The organism is Shimia sp. Alg240-R146, from assembly GCF_947331465.1.
Lineage (GTDB): Bacteria > Pseudomonadota > Alphaproteobacteria > Rhodobacterales > Rhodobacteraceae > Shimia.
In genome coordinates this window covers 576,690-601,545 of sequence record NZ_CAMZOK010000002.1, presented here as the reverse complement: position 1 = coordinate 601,545, position 24,856 = coordinate 576,690, and the positions used below count along the sequence as shown (strand labels likewise).

At 57.9% G+C, this 24,856-nt stretch carries 21 protein-coding genes and 1 tRNA gene; 9 read left to right on the top strand and 13 right to left on the bottom strand.

Annotated features, from left to right (window positions below):
• Positions 1-18: 18 nt before the first annotated feature.
• The gene (locus PG871_RS12145) at positions 19-1,191 is read left to right on the top strand and encodes a dipeptidase (protein ID WP_270729652.1); all 1,173 of its coding nucleotides are present in this window, start codon (positions 19-21) and stop codon (positions 1,189-1,191) included.
• An 18-nt stretch (positions 1,192-1,209) separates the two neighbouring features.
• Here PG871_RS12145 and PG871_RS12140 read toward each other — a convergent pair whose 3' ends face one another.
• The 4 genes from PG871_RS12140 to PG871_RS12125 form a co-directional block, all read right to left on the bottom strand.
• Positions 1,210-2,172 carry a Gfo/Idh/MocA family protein gene (locus tag PG871_RS12140; protein ID WP_270729651.1) on the bottom strand — a complete coding sequence of 321 codons (963 nt, stop codon included), beginning with the start codon at positions 2,170-2,172 and terminating at the stop codon, positions 1,210-1,212.
• A gap of 12 nt (positions 2,173-2,184) precedes the next feature.
• Entirely contained in the window at positions 2,185-3,159 is a 975-nt protein-coding gene (locus PG871_RS12135; protein ID WP_270729650.1) for a capsular polysaccharide export protein, LipB/KpsS family, read from the bottom strand.
• Between the two features lie 79 nt (positions 3,160-3,238).
• Positions 3,239-4,135 (bottom strand): RNA polymerase sigma factor RpoH, encoded by an 897-nt coding sequence (gene rpoH / locus PG871_RS12130; RefSeq protein ID WP_270729649.1) that lies wholly within the window; start codon positions 4,133-4,135, stop codon positions 3,239-3,241.
• Between the two features lie 224 nt (positions 4,136-4,359).
• Positions 4,360-5,394: an RluA family pseudouridine synthase gene (locus PG871_RS12125; protein WP_270729648.1), complete on the bottom strand. Its 1,035-nt coding sequence runs from the start codon at positions 5,392-5,394 to the stop codon at positions 4,360-4,362.
• On the opposite strand from PG871_RS12125, the gene PG871_RS12120 reads away from it, so the two are divergent.
• Entirely contained in the window at positions 5,393-5,686 is a 294-nt protein-coding gene (locus PG871_RS12120) for a DUF6476 family protein (protein ID WP_270729647.1), read from the top strand. The genes PG871_RS12125 and PG871_RS12120 overlap by 2 nt on opposite strands.
• 13 nt (positions 5,687-5,699) lie before the next feature.
• Here the strand turns inward: PG871_RS12120 and PG871_RS12115 are convergent, their stop codons facing one another.
• The 5 genes from PG871_RS12115 to PG871_RS12095 form a co-directional block, all read right to left on the bottom strand.
• Entirely contained in the window at positions 5,700-7,427 is a 1,728-nt protein-coding gene (locus PG871_RS12115; protein ID WP_270729645.1) for an adenylate/guanylate cyclase domain-containing protein, read from the bottom strand.
• Entirely contained in the window at positions 7,427-12,295 is a 4,869-nt protein-coding gene (locus tag PG871_RS12110) for a PKD domain-containing protein (protein WP_270729644.1), read from the bottom strand. The genes PG871_RS12115 and PG871_RS12110 overlap by 1 nt, the downstream gene beginning before the upstream one ends.
• Before the next feature lie 25 nt (positions 12,296-12,320).
• Positions 12,321-14,678, bottom strand: a complete 2,358-nt coding sequence (locus tag PG871_RS12105) for a FecR domain-containing protein (RefSeq protein WP_270729643.1) — start codon at positions 14,676-14,678, stop codon at positions 12,321-12,323.
• A gap of 281 nt (positions 14,679-14,959) precedes the next feature.
• Positions 14,960-15,036 (bottom strand) — tRNA-His (locus tag PG871_RS12100).
• A 43-nt stretch (positions 15,037-15,079) separates the two neighbouring features.
• A complete protein-coding gene (locus PG871_RS12095) occupies positions 15,080-15,619 on the bottom strand; it encodes a GNAT family N-acetyltransferase (protein WP_270729641.1) in 540 nt (179 codons plus the stop codon).
• A 32-nt stretch (positions 15,620-15,651) separates the two neighbouring features.
• Here PG871_RS12095 and PG871_RS12090 point away from each other — a divergent pair, with 32 nt between their 5' ends.
• Positions 15,652-15,837: a DUF6324 family protein gene (locus tag PG871_RS12090; protein WP_270729640.1), complete on the top strand. Its 186-nt coding sequence runs from the start codon at positions 15,652-15,654 to the stop codon at positions 15,835-15,837.
• Between the two features lie 8 nt (positions 15,838-15,845).
• Here the strand turns inward: PG871_RS12090 and PG871_RS12085 are convergent, their stop codons facing one another.
• From PG871_RS12085 to PG871_RS12070, 4 genes are all read right to left on the bottom strand, one after another.
• On the bottom strand, positions 15,846-16,028 hold the full coding sequence (locus PG871_RS12085; protein WP_270729639.1) for a hypothetical protein: 183 nt from the start codon (positions 16,026-16,028) through the stop codon (positions 15,846-15,848).
• Positions 16,025-16,498 carry an MmcB family DNA repair protein gene (locus tag PG871_RS12080; RefSeq protein ID WP_270729638.1) on the bottom strand — a complete coding sequence of 158 codons (474 nt, stop codon included), beginning with the start codon at positions 16,496-16,498 and terminating at the stop codon, positions 16,025-16,027. The genes PG871_RS12085 and PG871_RS12080 overlap by 4 nt, the downstream gene beginning before the upstream one ends.
• A gap of 329 nt (positions 16,499-16,827) precedes the next feature.
• Positions 16,828-17,103, bottom strand: coding sequence for an Imm27 family immunity protein (locus tag PG871_RS12075; RefSeq protein ID WP_270729636.1), 276 nt, complete (start codon positions 17,101-17,103; stop codon positions 16,828-16,830).
• A 430-nt stretch (positions 17,104-17,533) separates the two neighbouring features.
• Entirely contained in the window at positions 17,534-17,923 is a 390-nt protein-coding gene (locus tag PG871_RS12070) for a RidA family protein (protein WP_270729634.1), read from the bottom strand.
• 187 nt (positions 17,924-18,110) lie between these two features.
• On the opposite strand from PG871_RS12070, the gene PG871_RS12065 reads away from it, so the two are divergent.
• The 6 genes from PG871_RS12065 to PG871_RS12040 all read left to right on the top strand — a co-directional run bounded on the left by PG871_RS12065 (position 18,111) and on the right by PG871_RS12040 (position 24,844).
• Positions 18,111-18,905, top strand: a complete 795-nt coding sequence (locus tag PG871_RS12065) for a creatininase family protein (protein ID WP_270729633.1) — start codon at positions 18,111-18,113, stop codon at positions 18,903-18,905.
• Positions 18,906-18,973: 68 nt separating this feature from the next.
• Positions 18,974-20,158, top strand: a complete 1,185-nt coding sequence (locus tag PG871_RS12060; protein ID WP_270730884.1) for an amidohydrolase family protein — start codon at positions 18,974-18,976, stop codon at positions 20,156-20,158.
• A complete protein-coding gene (locus PG871_RS12055) occupies positions 20,155-21,561 on the top strand; it encodes an FAD-binding oxidoreductase (RefSeq protein ID WP_270729632.1) in 1,407 nt (468 codons plus the stop codon). Before PG871_RS12060 ends, PG871_RS12055 begins: the two co-directional genes overlap by 4 nt.
• Complete coding sequence (locus PG871_RS12050) at positions 21,558-22,457, top strand: TauD/TfdA dioxygenase family protein (protein ID WP_270729631.1); 900 nt, start codon at positions 21,558-21,560, stop codon at positions 22,455-22,457. The genes PG871_RS12055 and PG871_RS12050 overlap by 4 nt, the downstream gene beginning before the upstream one ends.
• 546 nt (positions 22,458-23,003) lie before the next feature.
• The gene (locus PG871_RS12045) at positions 23,004-23,744 is read left to right on the top strand and encodes an SDR family oxidoreductase (protein ID WP_270729630.1); all 741 of its coding nucleotides are present in this window, start codon (positions 23,004-23,006) and stop codon (positions 23,742-23,744) included.
• 203 nt (positions 23,745-23,947) lie between these two features.
• Entirely contained in the window at positions 23,948-24,844 is an 897-nt protein-coding gene (locus PG871_RS12040) for an NAD-dependent epimerase/dehydratase family protein (protein ID WP_270729628.1), read from the top strand.
• Positions 24,845-24,856 lie beyond the last annotated feature (12 nt).

Here is a 24,856-nt window from a genome sequence, read left to right as displayed (position 1 = left end):
CAAAATCGGGGAATTGTGATGCGTGTAATTGGAAAATGGCTGGGGCGGCTGTTGTTGCTTGTTGGTCTGGCCGTGGCGGCTTTTTTGATCTTTGCCCCGGGGTATGTCGAGAAATCGCGCAACACCGTTGCTCCGCACGATCCGTTTGATGTCAGCGCCGAGGCGCAGGCCTTGCATGACACGTTGATCGTTGGGGATTGGCACGCTGATACGCTGCTTTGGAAACGCAATCCTCTGAAACGCGCAAATCGCGGTCAGGTCGACATTCCGCGCCTGATTGAGGGCAATGTGGCTTTGCAGGTCTTTACCGCGGTGACCAAATCACCGGCCGGTCAGAACTACGATGAGAACTCAGCAGACGCGCAAGACAACATCACCCTTTTGGCCATTGGGCAGCTTTGGCCTGTTGTCACGTGGGACTCACTTTACGAACGTGCGCTGTTTCAGGCCGCGCGTCTACACAAGGCGGCGGAAAATTCTGACGGGCAATTGCGTGTGATCACCACGCGCGCCGAAATGGAGCAGTTGCTGGCGGATCGCGCCGCGGGGCAGAATGTCACCGGCGGCATGTTGGGTGTCGAAGGCGCACACCCGCTGGAGGGCGACTTTGCCAAACTGCAAGGCTTGCAGGACGCAGGCTATCGCGTGATTGGGCTACAACACTTCTTTGACAACGAACTTGGCGGCTCTTTGCATGGCACCGGCAACAAAGGTCTGACCGATTTTGGTCGTCAGGTTGTTGCAGCCATTGAAAAGCGCAATCTGGTGCTCGATCTTGCCCACAGCAGCCCTCAGGTGGCGATGGATGTTCTGGCAATGACAGATATGCCCATCATCGTCAGCCACACAGGCATCCATTCCAACTGTCCGGTCAAACGCAACTTTGAAGACGCCTTGATGCGCGAGATCGCGGCCACCGGCGGCGTGGTTGGCATCGGTTATTGGGCCGATGTGACCTGCGACGACAGCCCGCTTGGCGTGGCCAAAACCATCCGCGCGGCCGTGGATGTGGTGGGCGAAGATCATGTGTCTCTGGGCTCGGATTTTGACGGGTCCGTGCCGACGGCCTTTGACACCGCCGAAGTGGCGGCGATCACACAGGCGCTGATGGTTCAAGGCCTGAATGAGCCGCAAATCCGCAAGGTCATGGGCGAAAACATGCTGCGTGTGTTGCGTACACGTTTGAAATAAAACGATGTTTGCGGCGACTTAGATCGCCTCAAATACCTGATCCATCATTGCCTGTGTGCCGCGTGCGTCCTCAAGCGTCCATGCGTAATGCGCACCATCGCGCAATGCATGCCCGAAGGCTTCGACCTGTTCTACATAGTGATTCACCCGTGGAAACCGCTCGATCAAAACGCTCATATCAGGGCGGCTGATGTGGATTTCGGCTTGATCAAACACGCCGGCATTAAACGGACAGGTCAGGCTCATGACCGCCTGATCGCCGTGAAAATGCACTTCTTGGCGGGGCGCCATGCGGATCGAGGTAAAGGCCTGATAGGTGAAGTCCGGAAAGGAAAATCCCATGTCGGCAAACAGATCGACACCATTGTCCATCTCGGCACGTGCATAGTCGAGTTGCCTCGGCTCCTGCCCCGTCGCATAGCGCACGCTGCCCATCACATAAACTCCGATGTCGCGCAATCCACCGCCGCCTGCCGCCGCCTGATTGCGGATGTTGCCGGCATCATCATTAAAGAATGAAAAGGCGGCGTTTACGTGGCGCAGGTTGCCAACCGCACCCTCAGCCAACAGGGCTTTGGCGCGCTGCCACTGTGGGTGGTGCACTATCATGAAGGCTTCGGCACACAAAAGCCCGGCGGCATCACGTGCAGCGATCAAGCGGTCAATCTCTGCGACGTCCATACCGATCGGCTTTTCACACAGAACCGCTTTGCCCGCGTCCAGCGCCTTGATCGACCAGCCTACATGCATGTGGTTAGGCAATGGAATGTAGATCGCGTCAATGTCCGGATCTGCCAGCAGCGCCTCGTAGTTTGTATGCACCTGCAAATCCGGCGCGAAGGCGGAAAACGGCACAGCCTTGTCCGGACTGGAGGTCGCCAGCGCCACCAGTTTGGCTCCTTTGGCAGCGTGAATGGCCGGGCCCATTTTGTCCAAAGCAAAATTGGAGGCGCCAAGAATGCCCCATCTGATAACTGCCATTGTCGTTGGTCCTTATTCCGCCGCCAGTTTCTTGGCGCTTGCTTTTATGTCGTATCCTTGCGCGGCCATCCGGCGCACAACCTGTCTGGCAATCACCTTGTCGCGCCGGCTGGCGTCCAAACATTGCAGCCCGAAATACCAATATAGGTATTTGGCATAAACCCGACCGCGCGGTTCTTGCTCAAGTAACACCTGAAGCTTTTCCGGCGTGCGGGCCACATCCGCGAGGTGATGAAAATCCGCCTGACCACACAAAATCACCGGTTTCCGGTGCATGTAAGCCTCGATCCCCACAGCCGAGTTGATCGTCACAACCCGTTGGCATTGCGCCAGAATGTCATGGATGTTTCCCGTTACGACGTGCAGATCGGGATAGACCTTTTGCATCGCCTCAAGCCGCTCGCCCAACATGGGATCATGATCTTTGGGGTGAGGTTTCACGACCACTGAGCCGTCCCAGCTTTTGAGCACGGTCTCCAACATGGTCCATCGATCCATATAACAGGTTTCGTCCACATTGCGGTCGCTTTCGCTTTGGAAAAACACCGCCACCGAGTCATCCGGTATCGTCAGCGACTCTTCGGGTTGCGGATAACGAGAGCTGCGTTTGTCCATCCAGCGCCGCCGCAGACGGCCAAAGAACCGCCGCGCCTTGTCATCGTCGATTTTGCCCGACACAAATTTGGTATCTGCAATGGAGGAAAACGCCCGAATGCCCAAAGGGTCCACATTCCAGAACGGGTAAACGTAGGCCACGCCCGCGTTTAAGACCCGATCATGCTGAATATGGCTGTGGTTGAAAATGTGAAACCAGTCGTCTTGCGCGATCCGCTTCAGGGCGTTGTCGCGGTCAATAGCCTCGGTGCGCCACGGCACCCCAATTTCATCAAAACCTGCCTTCAGCTTTTGATAAAACGGCAGCATTTCCGTGCTGTTAGGTGCCAGCCAGCTTTCTGGTAGATGTAGCACCACCCCCCGATCAGCCATTGTTTCTGCTCATAAAAATGCCTCTTCCGTTCGCACGGAAGAGGCTAAACTGTTTCCTGACATTCGCCAAGAGAGTGTCTTAATGATTTGTAAGCATTCCTTTGGTCGCCGCCAATTCACGCATGCGTTTTTGCAGCTTTTCAAAGGCGCGCACTTCGATCTGACGAATACGCTCGCGGCTCACGTCGTACTGACCACTCAGGTCTTCAAGCGTGACCACCTTCTCTGCCAACCGGCGCTGGGTCAGTATGTCTTTCTCACGATCGTTCAGAACCGCCATTGCTTCTGCCAACAGCTCACGACGGGCATCAAGCTCGTTTTTAGCCTCATAGTCACCCGCCTGATCAGCGTCTTCGTCCTCAAGCCAATCCTGCCATTGCATGGTGCCTTCGCCTTCGGAGCCGACCTGCGCGTTCAGGGACGCGTCGCCGCCCGACATGCGGCGGTTCATCGAGATCACCTCGGTTTCGGTCACACCCAGATCATTGGCAATGCGGGCCACGTTTTCAGGGCGCAAATCGCCCTCTTCCAACGCACCAATACGGGCTTTGGCTTTGCGCAAGTTGAAGAACAGCTTCTTTTGCGCAGATGTGGTTCCCAGTTTCACCATCGACCACGACCGCAGGACGTATTCCTGAATGCTGGCGCGAATCCACCACATGGCATAGGTCGCCAGACGGAAGCCTTTTTCCGGGTCAAAACGTTTGACGGCCTGCATCAGGCCGACGTTGGCCTCAGAAATCACTTCGGCTTGCGGCAAGCCATAGCCGCGATAACCCATCGCGATCTTGGCTGCGAGACGCAGGTGAGATGTCACCATTTTGTGAGCGGATTCAGCGTCTTGCTCTTCCACCCAGCGTTTGGCGAGCATGTATTCTTCTTCCGGCTCAAGAAGGGGAAATTTGCGGATCTCCTGCAGATAGCGGTTCAGGCCGCCTTCTGGTGTTGGGGCCGGCAGGTTTGCATAGTTTGCCATCTTTGTCCTCCCTCTGAGTAACAAGTGCCATAATGTTTATATCGTTAACATCTATTTAGTCAGCGCTAACGGGCTTTCAATGGCGCTCGGCGATTTTCTCTCTAAAAGGTTAAGATTTTTTCCACAGCGGCACCACAGGCTTTTCTGTGCTTTTTCGCGCATGTGCAGTTTGTTGCCGATGGAAACGAAAATGCGCTGCAATCCTCTGCCCAAGTTGGAAAAGGTTACCCAGCGCCAGCGCCCAGCGCCCTGATCAGCGCGGCCATATCCTCAGGCATTTCAGCCTCAAACCGCAGATCTTCTCCGCTCACAGGGTGTACAAATCCCAATACAGCCGCGTGCAATGCCTGTCGCGAAAATGTCTTTGCCGCTTCCAGCCCCGCCGCCCCAACCGCTTTTTCGGCCAGCTTACGCCGCCCGCCATAGACCGGATCGCCGATCAAGCCATGTCCGGCGTGGGTCAAATGCACGCGAATCTGATGTGTACGGCCGGTTTCCAACCAACATTCCACCAATGCGGCCACCGCTGGCGTTCCGAACGGCTCAACAATGCGCACCCTTGTGACGGCATGTCGCCCGCCTTCAAACAGCACTGCCTGACGCTGACGATCCGTCTTGTGCCGCGCCAGGTGGGTGGTGATTTTCATGATGTTGCCGGGCTCAAAGTTCACCCCGCGCACGCCGCGCAAGCGCGGATCGTTGGCATCAGGCACCCCATAACAAACCGCGCGATAGTAGCGCTCGACTGTGTGGGCGGCGAATTGATCTGCCAACCCTTGATGCGCGGCATCAGATTTAGCTACGACCAGCAACCCGCTGGTTTCTTTATCAATTCTATGGACTATTCCGGGGCGCTTCATGCCCCCGACACCGGACAAGCTGTCGCCGCAGTGATGCAGCAGCGCATTGACCAGCGTGCCGTTTGGCGTACCGGGCGCCGGATGAACCACCATGCCCGTCGGCTTGTTGATCACAATGAGATCGTCGTCTTCCCAAATCACATCCAGCGGGATGTCTTCAGGGCCGATGTGGCTTTCTTCGGCCTGCGGCACCGCGATCTCGACGGTTTCGCCGCCCGTAACCTTGGCTTTGGGATCGCGCACCACAACGCCGTCCACCTTGACTGAGCCGTCAACCAGCAATTTCGCCAGCCGTGTGCGCGACAGAGTCGCCTCCACTGGCACATTCAGCGAAAGCGCCTTATCAAGACGCTTGGGCGGGTTTTCCGCGATCACGAAAGTAACAAAGGCTTCAGCCATGACAGATGCTCCGGACCCGATCGAGCCAGCCAACCTGCGGTTTTTGCGGTTGCTGGTCACAGGCTTGACGACGGTGATGATTGTCGGGCTTGTAACCGTGGTCGCGCTGATTGTCATGCGCTTCCGTGACGACGGGCCAATCCTTCCCGAAGAGATCACTTTGCCTGACGGAGTTGCCGTACAGGCTGTGACCACCGGTGACGGCTGGTACGCACTGGTGACCGATGATGACCGCATCTTGATTTATGACCGTATCACCGGCGCGCTGCGTCAGGAAGTGGCGCTGGACTAGCACGCGGACGACCTCAGACAGCCAGTGTTTCTTCTTCGCTGAATGACGCGCGATAGACTGGCACCGGATCGGCATAACCTTTGAGGTCAACCGCAGGACGCGGGTCCAAATCGACGCCTTCATCCACCAAATCCGTTGTGGCGCGATCTACAAGCACCTCCCATGGGCCTGCTTTGGAACACAGGCGTGCAGCAAGGTTCACGGTGGAGCCCAGCACGGTGTAGTCCATCCGTTCCCGCGCGCCCATTGCGCCAAGCACCACCGCGCCAGACGCAATGCCGATGCCCACAGCCAATTCACGGCCTGTTTGGGCGCCAAAGCTCTCGGCCAGCGCTTCCTTGATTTCGACACCGCAGCGCACGGCGCGGTCTTCTTTGTCCTCGCCCACAAACATTGCCATTAATTCATCGCCGACAAATTTGTCGATGTCTCCGCCGTGGCGCACGACAATGGCTGACTGGATCTCGAAATAGCGGTTCAGCACCTCGATCACTTCTTCCGGTGTCACAGTCTCCGAAAACGCAGTATAGCCGCGAATGTCAGAGAACAGCATTGTCACCTCACGCCGCTCTCCGCCGCGCCGGATGCCTGCGCCGTCACGGGCCTGAATGGCGGACACGGTTTCGTGGCTGACAAATTTCATCAACTCCATCCGTTCGCTAAGCTGGCCCGCCATGGTGTTCACCCGCGCTGCCAGATCGCCGATCTCGTCGCGGCTTTTGACTTTGTCCACGCGCGCGCTGTAATCCCCTTCGCCAATCGCGTCCGCCACGCGCCCGATTTTCAGGATTGGTCCGGTCAGGCCCTTGGAGAAAATCAGCGCCGCAACCGACGCCGCGGCAAAGCCCAGCGCACCGACCATCACAATGCGACGCATCATTTCCGCGATCACCGCATAGGCGCTTTCTTCACTCAACTCGGTAATAACAGCCCAGGGAAACCATTCGGGAAAGGCATAAGCCCCCAGCATCGCTGTGCCGTCAGGCCGCGTGTAGGTCTGAAGCGCATCGGCCCGCGCGCCCGCCACAATCAGCGGCATGGCCGAGGCCACAATTGCGCGTTGGTTCATCACCTCAGGCTCGTCCACCAAAGCCGTGCGGCCAGCGTGATCCACGATGGTGATCTCACCACGTTGGTTAAACGGATGGCGCGACACTGTGCGCCGCAAAGCACCAAGGTTGATCCGCGCCGCCAAGGTCAGATCCCGCCCCGCGATCTTGCTGTCCATCGGCAGCGCCAATGTTGCCACCCAATCACCGGTTTCCCGTATCTGGCTGATCAGCGGGCGGCCAAATTGGCCAGTGCCTTTGATGTTGGCGATCAGTTCCGGGCTCGCAGCCAGAGTGGTTACCGGATCCAGCCCTTCTGCGGCAAGCGCTTCGCCAAAAGTCTGATCGCTTACCACCATGGGAATATCAGAGCCTTCAACGCTTAACTGAAGCGCCACGACCCCTTCCAATTGCTCCATGCCCTGCGTCAGCAGCGAGACCTTTTGCGCCACATCCAGATCCGGATTGTCCACGCCGGAGCGGATCACCATCAAAGGCGCAAGCCAACGCCCTTGATACATACTGTCAAACTCGCTGCGTACCTGCGCGGCGACCCCTGTCAGGTCTTCGTTCACGGCGCTTTTGAGTTCATCGCGTGCGATCCGCACCAAGTTTTCCCCCACCAACGCCAGAGGCACCACAGCCACAAGTGCTGCAAACAGGAAGAACTTGAGCGGTAGCGGGAAACGCATCAATTGCTGCCTTCACGCGCGGTGGCTTTGATCAGCGCCGTGTCTGTGCTGACACCACAGCTTAGCCCGCTGCTGTCTCGTGCGGTTACTGTGACCGTATAGTCCCCCGCACTGGCATAACGGTGCCGCGCCACAGCACCAGACAGGCTGGTGCCATCGCCAAAGTCCCAATTGATCAACAGCCCCTGCCCGTCCGGATCACGCGCAGCACTGGCGTCAAACCGCAGCACATCGTGTGCGGCACCAACTGGCGTTGATTGGTGCGCCCCGGCATCCACAACCGGCGCGCTGTTAACCAGAACCCGCGCCATGTCCTGACCTGTGTTGCAGGTTGCACCACTATCATCGACAACGCTCAGGGTCACATCAACCGGGCCTGTGACGCCAAAGCTGCGTGTCACTTCGGCTCCGCGCAGTTCCACACCGTCCGAGAATGTCCAGATGTGGTTGGTGATCTTGCCATCCGCATCATACCCACCGGCGCTGAAAACCACGTCTTCACCGGGACAGACCACACGATCCGGCCCCGCATCAGCCTCCGGCACCGCATTGACGCGCGCGTATACCTCCTCGCGGTAAACCGAATTCGCCAACCCGCGCCCGTCATCTGTGGTCACCGCCACAGGATAAAGCCCCGGCTTGGCAAAGACATGCTCCACCGCGACCCCGGTGTCGGTCTGCCCGTCGCCAAACGCCCAGTTGACCGCGACACCCTCCGCCGCAGTCACTTGCCAGCTGCGTGGAGTGTTCGCACAGAGCGCGGGCGGCGTATCCAACCCGGCAATCGGCACCGGATTGACCGTGACCTGCCGCGCCGCCACCGCGACCGAATTGGCCACGCCCGCATCGTCGACAACCTCAAGGGTCAACGCATAGGTGCCGGCCTTTTCATAGCGGTGGTGTCCAGCAACCCCAGTCGACGTGTTGCCGTCGCCAAAGTCCCACAAGTAGCGCGTGATCACCCCGTCTTGATCGAGCGACCCACCAGCGTCAAACGACACCAACGCGCCCACTGCGACGCTTTCGGGTCCATCAATCGCGGGCTGGGGCGCTGCGTTAACAACAATCTTGTGGCGGCTGACCAATTGCCCGCAGTCCTGCGTGCCGCCCTCAAGTTTGGTGGTCAATGTCACCAGATATTCACCCGGGGCATCAAACACATGGCTGGCGTTTTGTCCTGACGCATTTGCACCGTCGGAAAACTGCCAGTCAAACGCCACTGGATCGCCGGTTCCTGCGGCCTCGCCCAGTTTGGCTGAAAACGCGACCGCCTCGCCGACCGGTGCGCGGTCGACGGCCACAATCGTTTGGCTGCGCGCAGGCAGCACCTCGACCGTCACGGTGTCTGTGTCCAGCGGGCTGCATTGACCAACCGCGTCGCCCGTTATGGTCAAAGTCACGGAATAGGTGCCAGCGCGTTCAAAACTTTTGACCGGCGACGCGCCGCTTGCGCGGCTGCCATCGCCAAAGGTCCACTCATAGCCATTCACCGATCCATCCGCATCGGTGGAGCCGCTGCCATCCATGCGCACTTCTTGATTGACGCACACCCGCATATCAGGCCCCGCGTTGGCAATAGGCCCTTCTTGCACAATCACCGCAATCCGGTCGCGATCGCTGCCACGGCTTGAACCGCTTTCATCCGCCACCGACAATGTCACCGGATAGGTGCCCGGCATTTCATAGGTCTTGGTCGGGTTGATGATGTCAGACCACGTACCATCGCCAAAGTTCCAGTTGTACTGCAACAGATCGCCATCCGCGTCCGCACTTTGAGACGCATCAAACAGGATCGACTCGCCTGAACACACATCACGGTTGCCACCGGCATGTGCCACAGGTGCCGCGTTGATGATCACTGTGGTGGCGTCAATATCGCTGGCATTGCTGAGGCCCGAACCGTCGTCCACCCGCAACGTCACAGGAAAGCGCCCGGCCCTTGGGAACACATGCGCCACTTCACGACCAAACATCGGACGCGATCCGTCGCCAAAGTCCCACTGATAGACAAGGTTGTCCCCATCCGCGTCGCTTGAGCCGCCCGCATCCAGTGTCACGAGCAACTGGTCGGTATCGATTACAGGACCTGCTTCGGCTTCGGGACGGTGGTTGACCTGAATGACAACGCTGTCTTGGGCTGTCGCATTGGCAACGCCGCTGTCATCGCGCACCACAAGGCGGGCGTTGAACACGCCGGCCGATGGCCACGCGCGTTCGACAACACTGGCCTCAAGCGGGGATTGCAGATCGTCAAATTCCCAACTGTAACCCGTCAATTGACCGTCGCGATCAAAGGATCCGGTTGCGTCAAAAGACACGCTTTCGTCTGGTGCCACGCGAATATTGGGGCCTGCAACAGCCACAGGCTGATCGTTGACCGTGATCAACACTTCGCTTTCGTCACCCGCGCCGCCGCCCGCAAAATCATCGGTCACGGCAAGCATCACGCGATGCAGTCCCGGTTGATCAAAACTGTGCGCCGCGCGCACGCCGGTCTTGGAGCTGCCATCCGTGAACGACCAGACGTAATCGACCACCCGACCGTCGGGATCAAGTGACGCCCCCGCATCCAGCACAAACTCTTCGCCCGGCGCCACCGTCAATGCAGGACCGGCATCCGCAATTGGCGCGGCGTTCACCACCACTTTCATCGTGTCGCGATGGGTGCTTTGTGGCGCACCGCTGTCATCCTGCACGGTCAAAGCCACATCATAAGTGCCGGGCCGTGCAAAGCTGTGCACAGGGCGTGGTCCCTGTCCGGTGCGTCCATCGCCAAAGTCCCAAAGGTATTGCGCGATCTGCCCGTCGATATCGCGAGAGCCGCCACCGTCAAACTGCACATCTGATGCTGTCACAAATTGATCCGCTCCGGCGTCGGCCACGGGTCGCGTATTGACGATCACCTCATAGGCCACCTGTTGAGTGGCCGACGTGGTGCCGGAATTGTCGGTCACTGCCAGTACCACGCGGTAAACGCCTGGTTTGGCCCAAGCGTATTCGGCCATCTCACCTTCGCCGATCGAGCCATCGCCGAAATCCCACAAATGGCTCAAGATCACGCCATCCGCATCGCGCGACCCGCTGCCATCAAGCACAACGGCTTCGCCCACCGCAACCGGCTCTGACGGGCCTTCGATCACCGGCACCGGTGGCGCGTTCACCCGAATGGTCAAACGATCCATAGCCGTTGCATTGGCAACCCCGCTGTCGTCGGTCACGGCAAGCGCCACAGTGTATACCCCGGGCTCGGTATAGACATGCGTCACCCGCGATCCGTCGAGCGTTGTCCCGTCGCCCATCTCCCAGACGTGGGCGCCAATGGTGCCGTCCACATCATAGCTGGCAGCGCCATCCAGCGTCACAGCACGGCCCACGATAGTGCTTTGATCCGTGCCCGCCTCGGCAACTGGCGCTGCGTTCACAGTCACCAAGCGCGTTGCCACGCCAAAGTTGCAGGGATGACTGCTGCCATCAGACACCCGCAACACCGACCGATAAGCCCCCGCCTGACCATAGACGTGTTCGGCAGCCGCGCCTTCAACCGCGGCGCCATCACCGAAGGTCCAAACATAGCGGGTGATCGGGCTGTCACTGGGAACTGAGCTGCCACCGTCAAAAGCCACCACATCGCCCGGTGCCACTGTTATGTCCTGACCTGCCATTGCAACCGGTGCTTTGCGGATGTGCACGGGTGCCGTGGCCTCAGCCCCGCGTGCTGCGCGCGTACCGGGCAACAGAACGCGCAGGCGCGCGTCATACTTGCCAGGTGTGCTGTAGCCATAGGCGCTCACCGGCTCCGCGCCGGTTGCACCATCGCCGTAGTCCCACATATAGGCCAGCAATGGATCCGCGCCGTCATGGCTGCCATCAAAGGCCACCGACCGGCAGTCCGCCAATTCCCGCGCGCGCGGCAAAGCGTCGGGGCGTTCCGGCACTGGGGCTTGTCGGGGTGGCATCAGGATTGGCAAAGCAGTGCCTGTTTGATCGAACACCGACAGGGTCACATCATTGGGGGTTTCAAACCCGCCACGCAAGGTGATGGCAAGCAAATCCTCACCAGGCGATACTTCTTCCGAGCTCCAGACGTTCTGGCCTGACGCCCGCAGTCGCATGTCAGAATACATACGGTTCAGACGCAGATCGCCTGCCGCGCCGTCAAAATTTTGCACCGTCAGGGGGCCGGTTGTGGGGTTCAACAGCTCAACCCTTGTGCCGACACCGTCACCAGGCCAACGAATGGTTGGCTGATACGCTTCCATCACAAGCCCGTCGGGTCGGCGATGCACATCGCGCGCGAGACTCACATCCACGTTGAACCCGTTGCCGTCGTCCCCATCCGCCCCAAGGACTTCGAGGCGAAACCAAGCGCGGTCGCCAATGATCTCACCTTGGCGGGCCCGCACCGATCCGAGCGACACCCATTGCCCATCGGTTTTCTTGTCAGCGACAAACGTGGCCTCTCGCAGGACGTCTCCGGACCGAGGTGCCATAAGCGCGGCGCGTTTTACCTTTTGTGGTCGCGCGCCGTCTGAGACCGGCACCGGCATCTCAATGCCAGTACGAGCACCGTCGCCACCAAACACCCGATAGATTGTCTCTGTGTTGCCATAGCGCCCATAGCTGAAATCATGCGCACCGTTCATCTCTGGATCAAAAATCCGTACATAAATTCGGTCGCGTAAATTACGGGGAACACTAAATAAAATGGTTTCGCGGTGATCAATATCGCCTTCACGCGTTGGCGCGAGAACGCCGTAGACGACCAAAAGACCCTGATCCACGGGTGCAGCCGTGTCTTGCGCTCTGACGGCCTCACCGCTCAGCGCCAAAACCACAGCTACCCAAATACGCATCATGCGTTGCATCATCCCAATCATCCCCACCTCAGCCCTCTCATCGGAACGCCTCGTTGCCCGCGTAATCCTGCACGATCACTTCGATCAAACTCATCTCACCTTGCGAGGCTGGCAAACTTGCGCGACAGACACCCGCGCGGCTGTCACAGCGCAAATACCCTTCAAATTCCGCATCCCCAACTTCCACCAGATAAGGCGCGGCCTGTCGCAGACCGCCTTCATCTGTTGCTGTCACCACAATTTCAATCGGCCCCGATTCCCCGCTGGGCCGCTGCATGTCCGCAGACGTGATTTCTGGCGGTTCCAGATCCAGAAGCGTTTCCACAGCCAGAACGCCGACGTTTCCTGCAGCGTCTTCAGCTCTCAACTCAAAAGCGTTGCGCCCGGGCGTCAACGCAATTTGAGTGGCAAAGAAATCATCAAACATCTCAAGCGCTTGACCGTCGAGCTTCAAGCTCACGGCGTCGCCAAAAACCCCAGTCAAATCCAGCGTTTCTTCTGACGTGGCGCGCGGTGGTGGCACGTCCAAAACGATCTCTGGCGCTTGCGTGTCCAATTGCACGGAGAACGCCAACTCGCCAACCAAACGACCCGCCAACGACACCACTTCAAAGCGATAGCCTTGTGGTTGTGGTCCCACCGGCACCGACATGGCGAGCCGACCGCCGGCGCCTGTGCGTGTGCGGCCGATCTCTGCGCCCACGTCATCGCGCAACACCGCGTCCAATCCCGCCGGCGCCGAGGTCGCGGCCAAAACTGTAAGCTCCGGTGTGCGGCTAACCAGCAAATCTCCTTGTCGCGCAAGACCAGCGTCCAAATCAATCTGTACAGCTTCCTGCCGGACATAGGTCACCGTCCTACGCTTTTCGGAGCGGTTGCCAGCGGCATCCAGCGCCACAAGCACCAATTGATTTTCTCCAACCTTCAAAGGGGCTTGCATGACAAAGCTGCCATCACTTGACATCTTCACAGGTGCGCCATTGAGCGTCAGCATCACGCCGGCCTCGGCCGCTCCCAAGACCTCGATCGCGTCACTTTCCACTAGCGTGGCTTCTTGCGGTGCCAAGATGGTCAAGAACGGCGGTGTCTCGTCAATGCGCAGCTCAAAGGCGCTGGTTTCGGACCATTTACCGGGCAAACCCAGTTTATCCAGCGCCGCAACACGCCAGAAATGTACGCCAGGGATCAAGGCTTCGACACGAAATCCAGTGTCCTTAACGCCCCATTCGGTGGTGATCATCTGGTTGAAGCCCGGATCGCCCGCAACCTCAAACCAATAGCCGCTGGCCTCTGGAAACGCCCGCCAGCTAAGATCAACCGCACGTCCGAAGACTTCGGACTTGTCGGCTGGTGCTGACAACACCGTGCGCTCCAGAACTTCCGCCCGCGCCGTAACACCGCCATCGGTGATCACGACACCCTCGTCCTGCCCGAGCGACACCTTTGCAGTACCGCTTTCGATGTCCAGAGCCGCCGTGTCGTAGTTCACAAACAGAGCGCTGTCGTCCTCTTTCTTGATCCAGAAATCATCGCTTTCGGTGGTTGTCTGAATGCCGGGCACGTCGATTTCAAAGCTGTCCTGATCAGACAACTGATTGAGCAGCGCATAAAAATCGCCGCTCTGCAGGCTGACTTTGGTGACTTCTTTGCCCGTTAGCGGGTCCGACCGCATGCGTTGAATCGTAGCATTCGAGTTCGGATTAAGCCGCAACCGGCTTAGGTCGCGAAAGGTCACTTGTGTGGTGGAGTTGGTCAGCGTGCGCACTCTTTCAAATTCCACCAAAATGTCGTCAAGCGCCCGATCAGACCAAGCTGCCTCTGCCGGGTCTCGGCCTTCTACGCGGCCATGGATGTCTGTAATCAACGCCTCCGCCGCGCGGTCGCGCTGTGCCACTGCAATCTCAAAGGCCTCCACTGCATGGTCGGTGCTGGAGCCTGCGAAATTTACCACTTGCCGCCATTCGCCTTCGCCGCGCCGTGTCACCGCCGTGTCCCGATCCGAAATAGCGTCGCCAATTTGGCGCGGCGCAAACAGCCGCGCGCCCTCGGCTGTGGCTTTCTGAATCGCCGTAAGTGACATGGCCAAAGCCTCATCTGCCAAGGCCACCTGCACGACCGGTAACTGCAATACTGTTCCGGGCGATAAATCCGCGACCGACGCCAAATCGTTCAGCCGCAACACGGTTGGCCAAAGGTCCGGATCGTTCAGATGCTCGGCTGTGAAATCACGCAGTGTCGCGTCGCCAGAGAATGGCACCAATTCATATGGCGCATTCAGAGGATCCACATCTGCAGAGACACGAAAAGACCCGCTGTTGCCGCCAATGGCCAGCAACAGGCACAACGCCCCCAAAAGTCCGGCACGCGTATTTCGAATTGTCGCAGGGTGGAACATGGCAGCCCCCTTTGATCGAAATGCGTAGTGCTAAAAATAGTTAACGCGACAAATGTCCTTGTTTCTAAAGCTTTGCGCAAGCTTTTTGACTTTTTAGGCAATTATTTACCACGAATTTGGAAACAGTGCCGGGAAATTACCCTGCAAAACGCCCGATCGGAAACAAAGCTGCTGACCGGGAGCCGACCGTCGGTTCACTGGCGTTTGCTCACAGGCCACACCGCACTACAGTTGCACGCGGCCAGAAACACAACGCAAGCAATTCAAGTTTCTTGGAGAAATGGTACCGCCTCCCCGGCTCGAACGGGGGACCCCTGGTTCCACAAACCAGTGCTCTAACCAACTGAGCTAAGGCGGCACGCTCAGGCGATTTAGCGCCCCGCGTCGGCGATTGCAAGCGCCTAAAATGAAATTTTCCAAGTTTGTTCGACAAGGTCGACACCGAAATTCCGCACCGGTTGCGCATCGGTCATTTCAAAGCCATAGGCCGCATAAAGCGCACAAGCCGCGGCATGACTTTCATGGGTCCAAAGCTGCATTCCTGTGTAGCCACGGTCGCGTGCAAACCCCATGCTGGTCTCAAGCAATCGCCGCCCAAGTCCAAGCCCCTGCGCCTCTGGTTGCACCAGGAACAAGCGCAGTTTGGCCTGCAATGGATCCTTGGATTTCACGCAGAAAATACTGCCCAATCGCCACCCTTGCCGCTCGGCAACCCAACCGCGTTCCCAAATGGCGTCGTTGTGATCCACAAAATCCGTCAAAATCGCGGAAACCAACACCGCGAAACTGTCATCAAATCCTTCTGTTCTGGCATAAAGCTCTGCGTGTGCCTCTACCAGCCAATCCAGATCGCGCGCCTCAAATTGGCGCAAAGTAACTTCATCAATCTCACGCACTGCACTCTCCTGTCGCCGCGTGCCTTGCCTTCGTCGTGCATTCACGCTACCCGATTTGCCAGCACAGGAGAACCGTCATGGGCATCAACACCGAACGCGACATCGAAGCCAACATGCAAATCGGCCCGACCGATCAGGGATTCGTGCGGATTTTTATCGAAGCCGACGGTCTGGAAATTCCGATGGACTTCTCTCCGGAAGAAGCTGAAGAAATCGCCGACGAAATTCGCGCCGCGGCTGCGACGGCCAAACACGTCGACTGAAACGCCGGTTACGTGAGGATTTCGCCGGGACCTTTGAGTTCAAAGCCGGTAATTTCAAACTCGTAATATCCATTGCGATCGCCGCGCTCAGCGCGTGCGATCAGCTTGCCGTCTTTGTGGAAAACCGCGTGCACCGTTTGAAGGCCGCGGTAACACCAGTCATCGTCAGGATAATAAAACTTCACCATCATCGTGGGGTCTCCTCATCAGGCATTGGCGCCAGTTTGGGGTCGCGAAACCGGTGCAGTCGCCGCGCCGCGTCTGTGGCGAACTTCTGGATCATCTTCTTGCGTCGCGCAGGCGCCAGCTTGTCTTCGGGTCCCATGCGGATAATTTCAGCATCATACGCATCCGCCATGATCAACCCCGTGCCTTCCGGCAGCAGCTCGGTCGGAAAATCCGTATCTACCGCCCAGAAATACCGGTCACACCACTCCAGATAGCCTTGCCATTTCGTGTCTGATTGAAAATCCGCGCGGCTGGATTTGCATTCCACCACCCAAAGTTCCCCTTTGGGACCAAGCGCCATCACGTCAACGCGCAGGCCGCGCGTTGGCACAAATTCCTCGATCGACACATAGCCATGGCTGCGCAAGTGACGGCTGACGCCACGGGCCAAAAGCTGACCGGGTTGTAGTGATTGAGGGGCAATGTCATTCATGCCATCAACGTGAACAATTCATGAACAAATTGCAAGAGCAACTGCGCCACTGCCCTCTTGCGCTGAGGCGGTCGGACGCATAGATAGAGCGGTGGCGGGTTCTGCCCTTCTCGTAATACGGTTGCATTCCGGTGGCCTTAAGCAATTCCGAGGGAGCTGGCTCTGTTCTGGTCCTGGCCTGATTACCTGGCACCCACCTGTACATACAGGTCCTCGGGAATGAGATAACCCTACGGCTGCGTTTGCGGGCCCGCCACTTTTCTTTCTTTATGGTTCAGTCTTGGACATGTGTTCGGCAGTCCGATTTGTTGACGAGGGTGCCGTTCGGTTCATAATCCGTATTTGGTCTGTGCCAATAAAAATGGCACCGGCGAAAGCAGTTTTGGTCCTCCACCATGCATCGATGATTGCGGGAATGTTAATTCCCAGTACGTGCCATCAAGGGGGTCAACAAATAATAGCTCCCAACCATCATCAGATGCTGAAACTTGTTGCAAATCTTCGCGCATACGTCTCTCGATCTCGAGTTCAGTTTGGTCTGCGACGATTGAAGAACCCTGTTTGATCCAAGATCCTGCCAATGGCTTCTTAGGTGAGCTTGTCATAGTGAGACTGTGCCGAGCGCGTCACCAAATGGCAACTCGATGTCCAAAAGCGAATGATAATTTGGGCTCCAAGCCGCTATTGGCCGCAACGGCGCAAATCAGGAAACTGCCAAGGTCAGCTTTTCCGAAGTCCAGACTTTTGCTCGCAACAGCAGCGTTTGCGCCTGAATTCGTTGCGCCAAGTAGGAAGCCGCTTTGGCCACAAGCGGCGGAAAGTGAGCTTTCGTGTGCGTGTACACTTGAGGCTGTGTCGGACAAGTCGGGCTTGTGTAGGCGCGTTTGGTGGCTGCGCGGGGTTTGTCAGCCAGAACAGCAAACCCATTCTTGCAGCACAGAAAACCTCACCGAACCGGTTATTGGCCCCTTCCACGTTCGGCCCTGTGAACTGCATGTTCCCTTGTGAAAGGTACGGCGAGTATGGGGTCAAATCTTAGGGCGCTGCCGCGAGCACTTCAATCTCGACCTTGAACTCTGGCCGCGTGAACCCCGACACAATCAACAAGGTGGAGCTGGGCAGCCGATTCACATCAGCCAGAAACGCATCCCGTGCGGCCATATAGGCGGCCATATGCGCGCGGTCGGTGACATACGCTGTCAAGTGGGCAATGTCGCCTCGCGCCATGCCTGCGCTGGCAAGAATTTCATCAATACTGGCAAAACAGATTTCAGCCTGCGAACGCACATCTTCCGGCACGACCTCATCCATGCGAATCCCCAATTGTCCGGATGTTTGAACAAGCCGCCAATGGCCGGGGATCTCCACTCCGTGCGCATAACGGGCAAAGGGTGGCCGGATGGATTCAGGCGTTAACTCTCTCATTTTATTGATGTTTTCCTAGGGAAATTTCCGCTTGTCCCAGATTACATTCGATGCCAATCTACTTGTCAATCTCTGGCACGGATAAATCCCAAGGGCCTCGCAACACCAGTTCTTTGAAAGGAGAACCTATGGAAACGCGTGTGCTATTGGCGTGTCTGATCCACCCCTCTGCGCGAGGGCTTGGAACATGACTGTGCAAGGATATTGGGCTGATTTGCCCTCCAGTGCATTTGCCAAACTGCCGGAAACCACTGTCGCTGTCCTGCCGATCGGGGCCACCGAACAACATGGCCCCCACCTGCCCGTCAATGTCGATACAGCGTTGATAAATGCCGTCACACGCCAAAGCCTCGCGGCACTTGACGCGGCAATGAGCGTGCTGGTTCTGCCGACGCTTACCATCACCAAAAGTGAGGAACACGGCACCCATCCCGGCACACTCAGCCTTTCAGGAGAAACACTCTTGGCTGTGTTGCGCGACGTGGCAGCCTCCGTCTCGCGCGCAGGCATCCGCAGGCTGGTGCTCTTCAATGGACATGGCGGGAATTCGGCCGCACTTGAGATCGCGGGGCGTGACATGCGGATCGCGCATGAGATGATTGTTGTTTCCTGCAGTTGGTTTGGGTTCGCAGACTATGACGGTCTGATTGATGTCGCAGATCTGGCCTACGATCTGCATGCCGGATTTATCGAGACCTCTGCCATGTTGGCGATCCATCCCGAAGTGGTCGACATGGATCTTGCGGCGGATTTTCGCACGGCGATGGAAGGCTGGGCGGACGCATTTCCAAAGATTGGCATGTCCGGCCAACCCGCGCGCCCGGGTTGGATAATCGACGATCTGAATGACCAAGGGGCCTGCGGAAATGCCGCGGCGGCCTCGGCAGCGGCGGGCACGCACTTGCTCACCACAGCCGCCACAAACTTTGCAGAGTTCCTCAAAGATTTCGCGCAGTTTGATCACAGGGCATCCCCCAAATGAACAAACCGCTTCTCACTCAACCATCAAGAGACGTCCGTATTGCGGATGTCAAAGTTCCCAGATCCTTGGTGCGATCTGCGACGGGTTTCGGCGGCATTGTTGAAGGGGCGTATCTGCGCGGTGATCTGATCTGTAAAAATGGCGGTAGCCCCAGATTGCTCCCTGCTTCACTGTCACCTGCTCCCAAGCTGGTGCTGCCGCGCTTCACCGAGGCACATGTCCATCTTGATAAATGCCACTCCGTTGACCGCATGCCTGCCGTGGGCGGCAACCTGCGCGCCGCAATAGATGCGCAATCGCAGGACAAGGCCTTCTGGAGCGAAGAGGATTTGCGCGCCCGTGCAACACGCGGCCTGCAAGAATTGATTTCGGCAGGCTGCAAGGCCGCGCGCAGCCATGTCGACTGGTCCCATGGCGAAGGTGCACGTACGCCCCCATTGGCTTGGCATATCCTTAAGGAACTTGCGCAGGACTTTCGGGACCACATAACTCTAAACCTCGCGCCGCTCACCTCTCTGGAGGATTTGGCCGATCCTCAGACCGCAAAAACCTTGGTGCGGGAAATTTCGTGTGTCGGAGGCGCCCTCGGCAGCTTCGTTCTGGATCAACCCAATCTGCCAAAGGGCATTCAAACCGCATTTGAAATCGCAATGCACCATGGCATCGCTTTGGATTTTCATGTGGATGAAGGTTTGGCAGACGGACTCGATGGCCTTGAACTGATAGCGCGGACCGCCATCGAAACTGGATTTGATGGCCCAATCCTGTGTGGGCATGCCTGCAGTATGATGAATTTGAGCGGCGACGCGATGAAGCGGCGGATCAATTTGGTCGCGCAATCGGGCCTGTCTGTCGTGACATTGCCATCCACCAACTTGTACCTGCAGGGCCGCACCGAAGGCACCCCTGACAGGCGCGGCCTGACACGCGTGCGCGAATTGCGCGCTTCAAGTGTGCCGGTCATCGTCGGAACAGATAATGTGCGAGATGCATTTTGCCCGCTCGGGCGCCACAATCCACGTGCGTCGCTTGCTCTGGCTGTTCTGGCCGCCCATCTGGACCCACCCTTGGCGGACCTTTGGCCGATGATCACCACTGACGCCGCGCAAGCGTTGGGCATGGCGCAAACCTTCGTTGATGAAGCCAGTATCGACGACCTCTTGGTATGTGATGCGCCGTCGACAACCTCAGCGCTGGACGACAGCACACAACTATACCCCCTGAAAACCTATGCAGACAGGACAGTGGCATGACTTCTATCTCGGGAAAGACTGACATTGATTGGGGCGCTTTCGCCGCCGCACTCGCCCCCGTTGAGGTGATCAGCGAAACCGTTCTGGTCAAGAAGCGGTCGCGGGACTTTTTTTGGTACAGCCCCATTTTGAACGCGCGCCTCAAACGTTGTTTTGCTGATCTGATCGCGCGCCCGAAGGACGTCGGCGAACTGAAGCAGTGCCTTTCGGCGGCGTATGACGCTGGCGTGCCCGTCGTCCTTCGCGGCGGTGGCACCGGCAACTACGGACAGGCGGTGCCTATGGACGGCGGATTGGTCCTGGAGATGACCGCGATGAACAAAGTTCTTGAGATCGGAGAAGACTTTGTGCGGGTCCAAGCAGGTGCGCTGATGAAGGACATCAACGCCGCCCTTGCCGAAAGTGGCCGCGAGATGTGCATGTTCCCTTCCACGCAGGAAATCGCCACCATCGGCGGTTTCGTGGCGGGCGGCTCATCAGGCATCGGGTCCATCGCCAACGGTATGCTGCGCGACCCCGGCAATCTGCGTGCGCTGAAAGCGATGTCGGTCACCGACACGCCGGAAGAGCGCCGGTTTGAAGGTGCGCACGTCATGCAAATTCACCATGCCTGGGGCTTGAACGGTGTGATCACCGAAGTCACCATTCGCACCGTTCCTTTGCAGGATTGGATAGGCTGCATGGCCACCTTTGACACCTACGAGGGCGCTTACGCCGCCGGCTACGCCCTTGCACAACGCGGTGACATTGGCCCTAAGCTGATAAGCACAGTCGATGCCCGCATCACCACCTATTTCCCTCGTCTTGATGGAAAGATCAGAGCCAACAAACACCTACTTGTTTCTATGATCCCCGCCGCGCAAGCATCGACTTTTGCTGCCCTGATGGAAGCCGAGGGCGGCTACGTCGACCTGATGATGACCGACACCGAACGTGGTGACGCGGGCATCCCTCATGTCTATGACTTCTCCTACAACCATACGACGCTTCAAGTGCTCAAGGCGGACCGTTCCGCGACTTATCAACAGGTCGGCTGCCCCAGCCCGCCGGACCCGCAGGCAATCGCGGACCTGCGCGAACACCTAACCGATGACGTTTGGAACCATCACGAATTTTCCCGCGTCGACGGCGAAATCGTGACTTTTGACCTGCCCATCATTTGGTACCGAGATGCGGACCAACTCGCGGCAATCAACGCAATCTATGAGGACAACGGGTTTCCCGTCTACGACGCGCACACGTGGCAAGTCGAAGGGGGTGGCCTAAAAAACGCCGACTACCGCCATCTGGCATGGAAAAAACGAATGGATCCCAAAGGGTTGCTGAACAGCGCCAAAAGCATGGCCTGGGACAGCGTCAAGGATCTGAGCCCAGAAGAAATTGAAGCAATGAGCACACCATGATTAACCCGACAGCCAGCTGGAAAACCACACCGCTAACACCTGTTTTTGGGGCCATTGTCGAAGACGTGTCACTGGCAGATGTCGCCCGGACTGACGGATTTTTCCGATTGCGCGCGCTCTTTGAAGAGCATTCCGCCCTGCTGTTTCGCGGCCAAGACATTACGGATGAGGACCATTTGGCGCTTGCCCGCCGCTTTGGCACTATCGAAGACCGTCTGGCGGATGAGCGCACATCTGATGATGCCTATAAGGTGCCAAAAGTTTCGAACGTGCGTGCCGATGGCAAGCTGACCGCAGCAGATGACCTGCACACGCTGCACCTCAAAGCAAACTTTCTTTGGCACGCCGACAGCACCTTTTTGCCTGTACCAGCGCTGACCAACATCCTGATCGGGAGAGTGGTGACAAAATCAGGAGGCGCGACAGAACTCGCCTCGACGCGCGCAGCCTGGGCGGCAATGCCCGAAAGCTTGAAGGCCCGCGTTAGGGGGCGTGGCATTCGCCACCGCTACAGCCATTCACGCGCGCAAATTTCGCCCGAACTGGCAAAACTCCCTATGTTTCATAAATGGCCTGATCAGCACTGGAAATCGGTCTGGACCAACCCGGTGAATGGCAAAGAGGCGCTGTACATCGCCAGTCATGCCTTTGCTGTTGACGGATATGACGCCGCCGAAAGCGCCGCATTGCTGCGCGAGTTGATGGAGTTTTGCACGCAGCCGGATTTCACCTACTCTCATAGCTGGCAAGCCGGTGATGTGTTGATCTGGGATCAACGTGCCGTGCTGCACAGAGGCACCCCATGGCCAGAGGATCAACCCCGCACGTTGTCCAGTCTCTGCGTCTCGGCCTCAGACGCCGACGGGTTGGGCACGATGCACATAATGCCCCAATAGCGCGCGCTCGGGACTACTTTAATTCATGTGCCTCACCCAACACCAACACCGCATCCAGCAGGGGCTTGGCGAAATCTTTTGCAAGGATGGCAGCCCAAGCGGCAACAACTCCATGAAACAATGCTCAAGAGGATGATCGCGCTTCAAGATAGGTCGCCCTTGCCAGCCTACAGAGCTTGACCGTTTGAAGTCTGGACCTCAGGCAGCTCCGTAAGATTGTTGTCTATAAGGTCGAGCCGACGGCAAAACGGCTGTCCGGCAACAAGGCCGGAAGGACTGTTTAGCACCGGAAACAGCCCTCCAAAGTAGTCGGCGGGAATAACCCTTTTGGCCAATTTTGTAGAAAACAGCCGGTTGAAATGATGACGTTGGAATGAGCGCCTTTGGCCGAGCTTTACAGTTCAAGCGAACGCCCCTCTTTTGATCCCGGGTTGAGCATACAGATGCTACCAGTTGGCCTGATGGTGGCCAAGAAGTGGCGACGGACGTCAGAAACTGTGCAATGGTCATGCGCACGATCCAACGGACCAATTTCACGGAGCCCCCATGTCAAACCGGTTAAAAGGCAAAGTCGCAGTTGTCACAGCAGCAGCACAGGGCATTGGAAATGCGACGGCGCGCCGCCTGAGGGATGAAGGTGCTCAGGTGTTTGCGTCCGATCTGGATGGGGCGCTGATGGCGCAGGAAACCGGCATGGACACGGCCACACTGGACGCCACCGACTATGACGCCGTTCATGGCTATTTTTCCGGATTTGAAAGGGTCGATATTCTAGTACATGCCGTTGGCTATGTGCATCAGGGCACCATCGAGGAATGCAGCCCGCAAGACTGGCAACGCTCGCAATCCATCACCCTCGACAGCGCCTACAACGTCCTGTCCGCCGCAGTTCCGCGCATGCGCCAGCACGGTGGCAGCATCGTGACGATCGCCTCCGTCGCCAGCTCGATCAAAGGCTTCCCGAAACGTGTCGCCTATTGCGCTGCCAAAGGCGGCGTAATCGGGCTCACCAAAGCCGTCGCCGCCGATTATGTGGCCGAGGGCATCCGCTGCAATGCCGTCTGTCCCGGTACGGTGGACACACCCAGTTTTCGCGGCCGGATCGCAGAGCTTGAGGCCGAGTTCGGCAGCACCGAAAAGGCTTGGGATTTTTTCAACCGCCGCCAGCCGTCCGGCAAACTTGGCACAGCCGAGGATGTCGCCGCCGCTGTTGCATTCCTCGCGTCCGACGATGCAGCCCTGTTTACCGGCCAAACCCTGCAATCAGACGGCGGCATAACAATTTGACGTTCCCATCAAGTCGCACCGCTGCCAAGCTTGGCCCGCGGCCATTTTCGGTTCCGGCAGCATGCTAAATCCGCGCACCGAGGTCACCCACCGCGTCCACAAGCCGCTGGCGGGTGCCATTGAAATTCAGATGTGAGTTGGAAATACTCCACCGCAAGCGGCCTGCCATGTCTAAAGACCGGCCAGTATCACAGGAGATCCTTATGCGCATCCTTTTTACAGGCGGATCCGGCAAGGCTGGACGGCACGCCTGCCGGTATTTGCGGGACGCGGGCCACCGCGTGGTCAACGTTGATCTGACACCGCTTAACGAACCCGGCATCGACGACCTGATCGCTGACATCACCGACAGCGGCTCAATGTTCAACGTCATGTCCAGCTACGCCAACTTCGACGAACTGGAGCCCGGCACCGGAGTGCCCGCGTTTGACGCCGTGGTGCACTTTGCCGCTGTTCCGCGCATTCTGATCGCCCCTGACCACGAGACCTTCCGCGTCAACACAATCGGTACCTACAACGTGATCGAGGCCGCCACAAAACTCGGCATCAGAAAAATCATCTTTGCGTCGTCGGAAACCACCTATGGGGTTTGTTTCGCAGACGGCACGATCAACCCGGACTATTTGCCGGTGGATGAGGCCCATGACACCAACCCCATGGACAGCTATGGCCTCTCTAAGGTGGTCAACGAAAAAACAGGGCGCGCGTTCCAGCGCAGATTCGGTGCGGACATTTACGGGCTTCGGATCGGCAATGTGATCGAACCCCATGAGTATGAAAACTTCCCCGCCTATTTTGCTGATCCCGCCGTCAGGCGGCGCAATATTTTCTGCTACATCGATGCCCGCGATCTTGGCCAGATTGTCGATCTGTGCCTGAAAACCGACAATCTTGGCTTCCAGATATTCAATGCAGGCAACGACACCAACTCGGTCAACCTGCCCGCCCACGAGATTGCCGCGCGTTTCTTTCCCGGTGTGCCCGTCGCAGCGGATATGGGCGAGACTGAGGCGCTGTACTCCAATCGCAAAATCCGCGACCTGCTTGGGTTTCGCGAGCAGCACTCTTGGCGCACCTACGTGGATGACCCAGACGGCTGAGAGCAAAGTCGC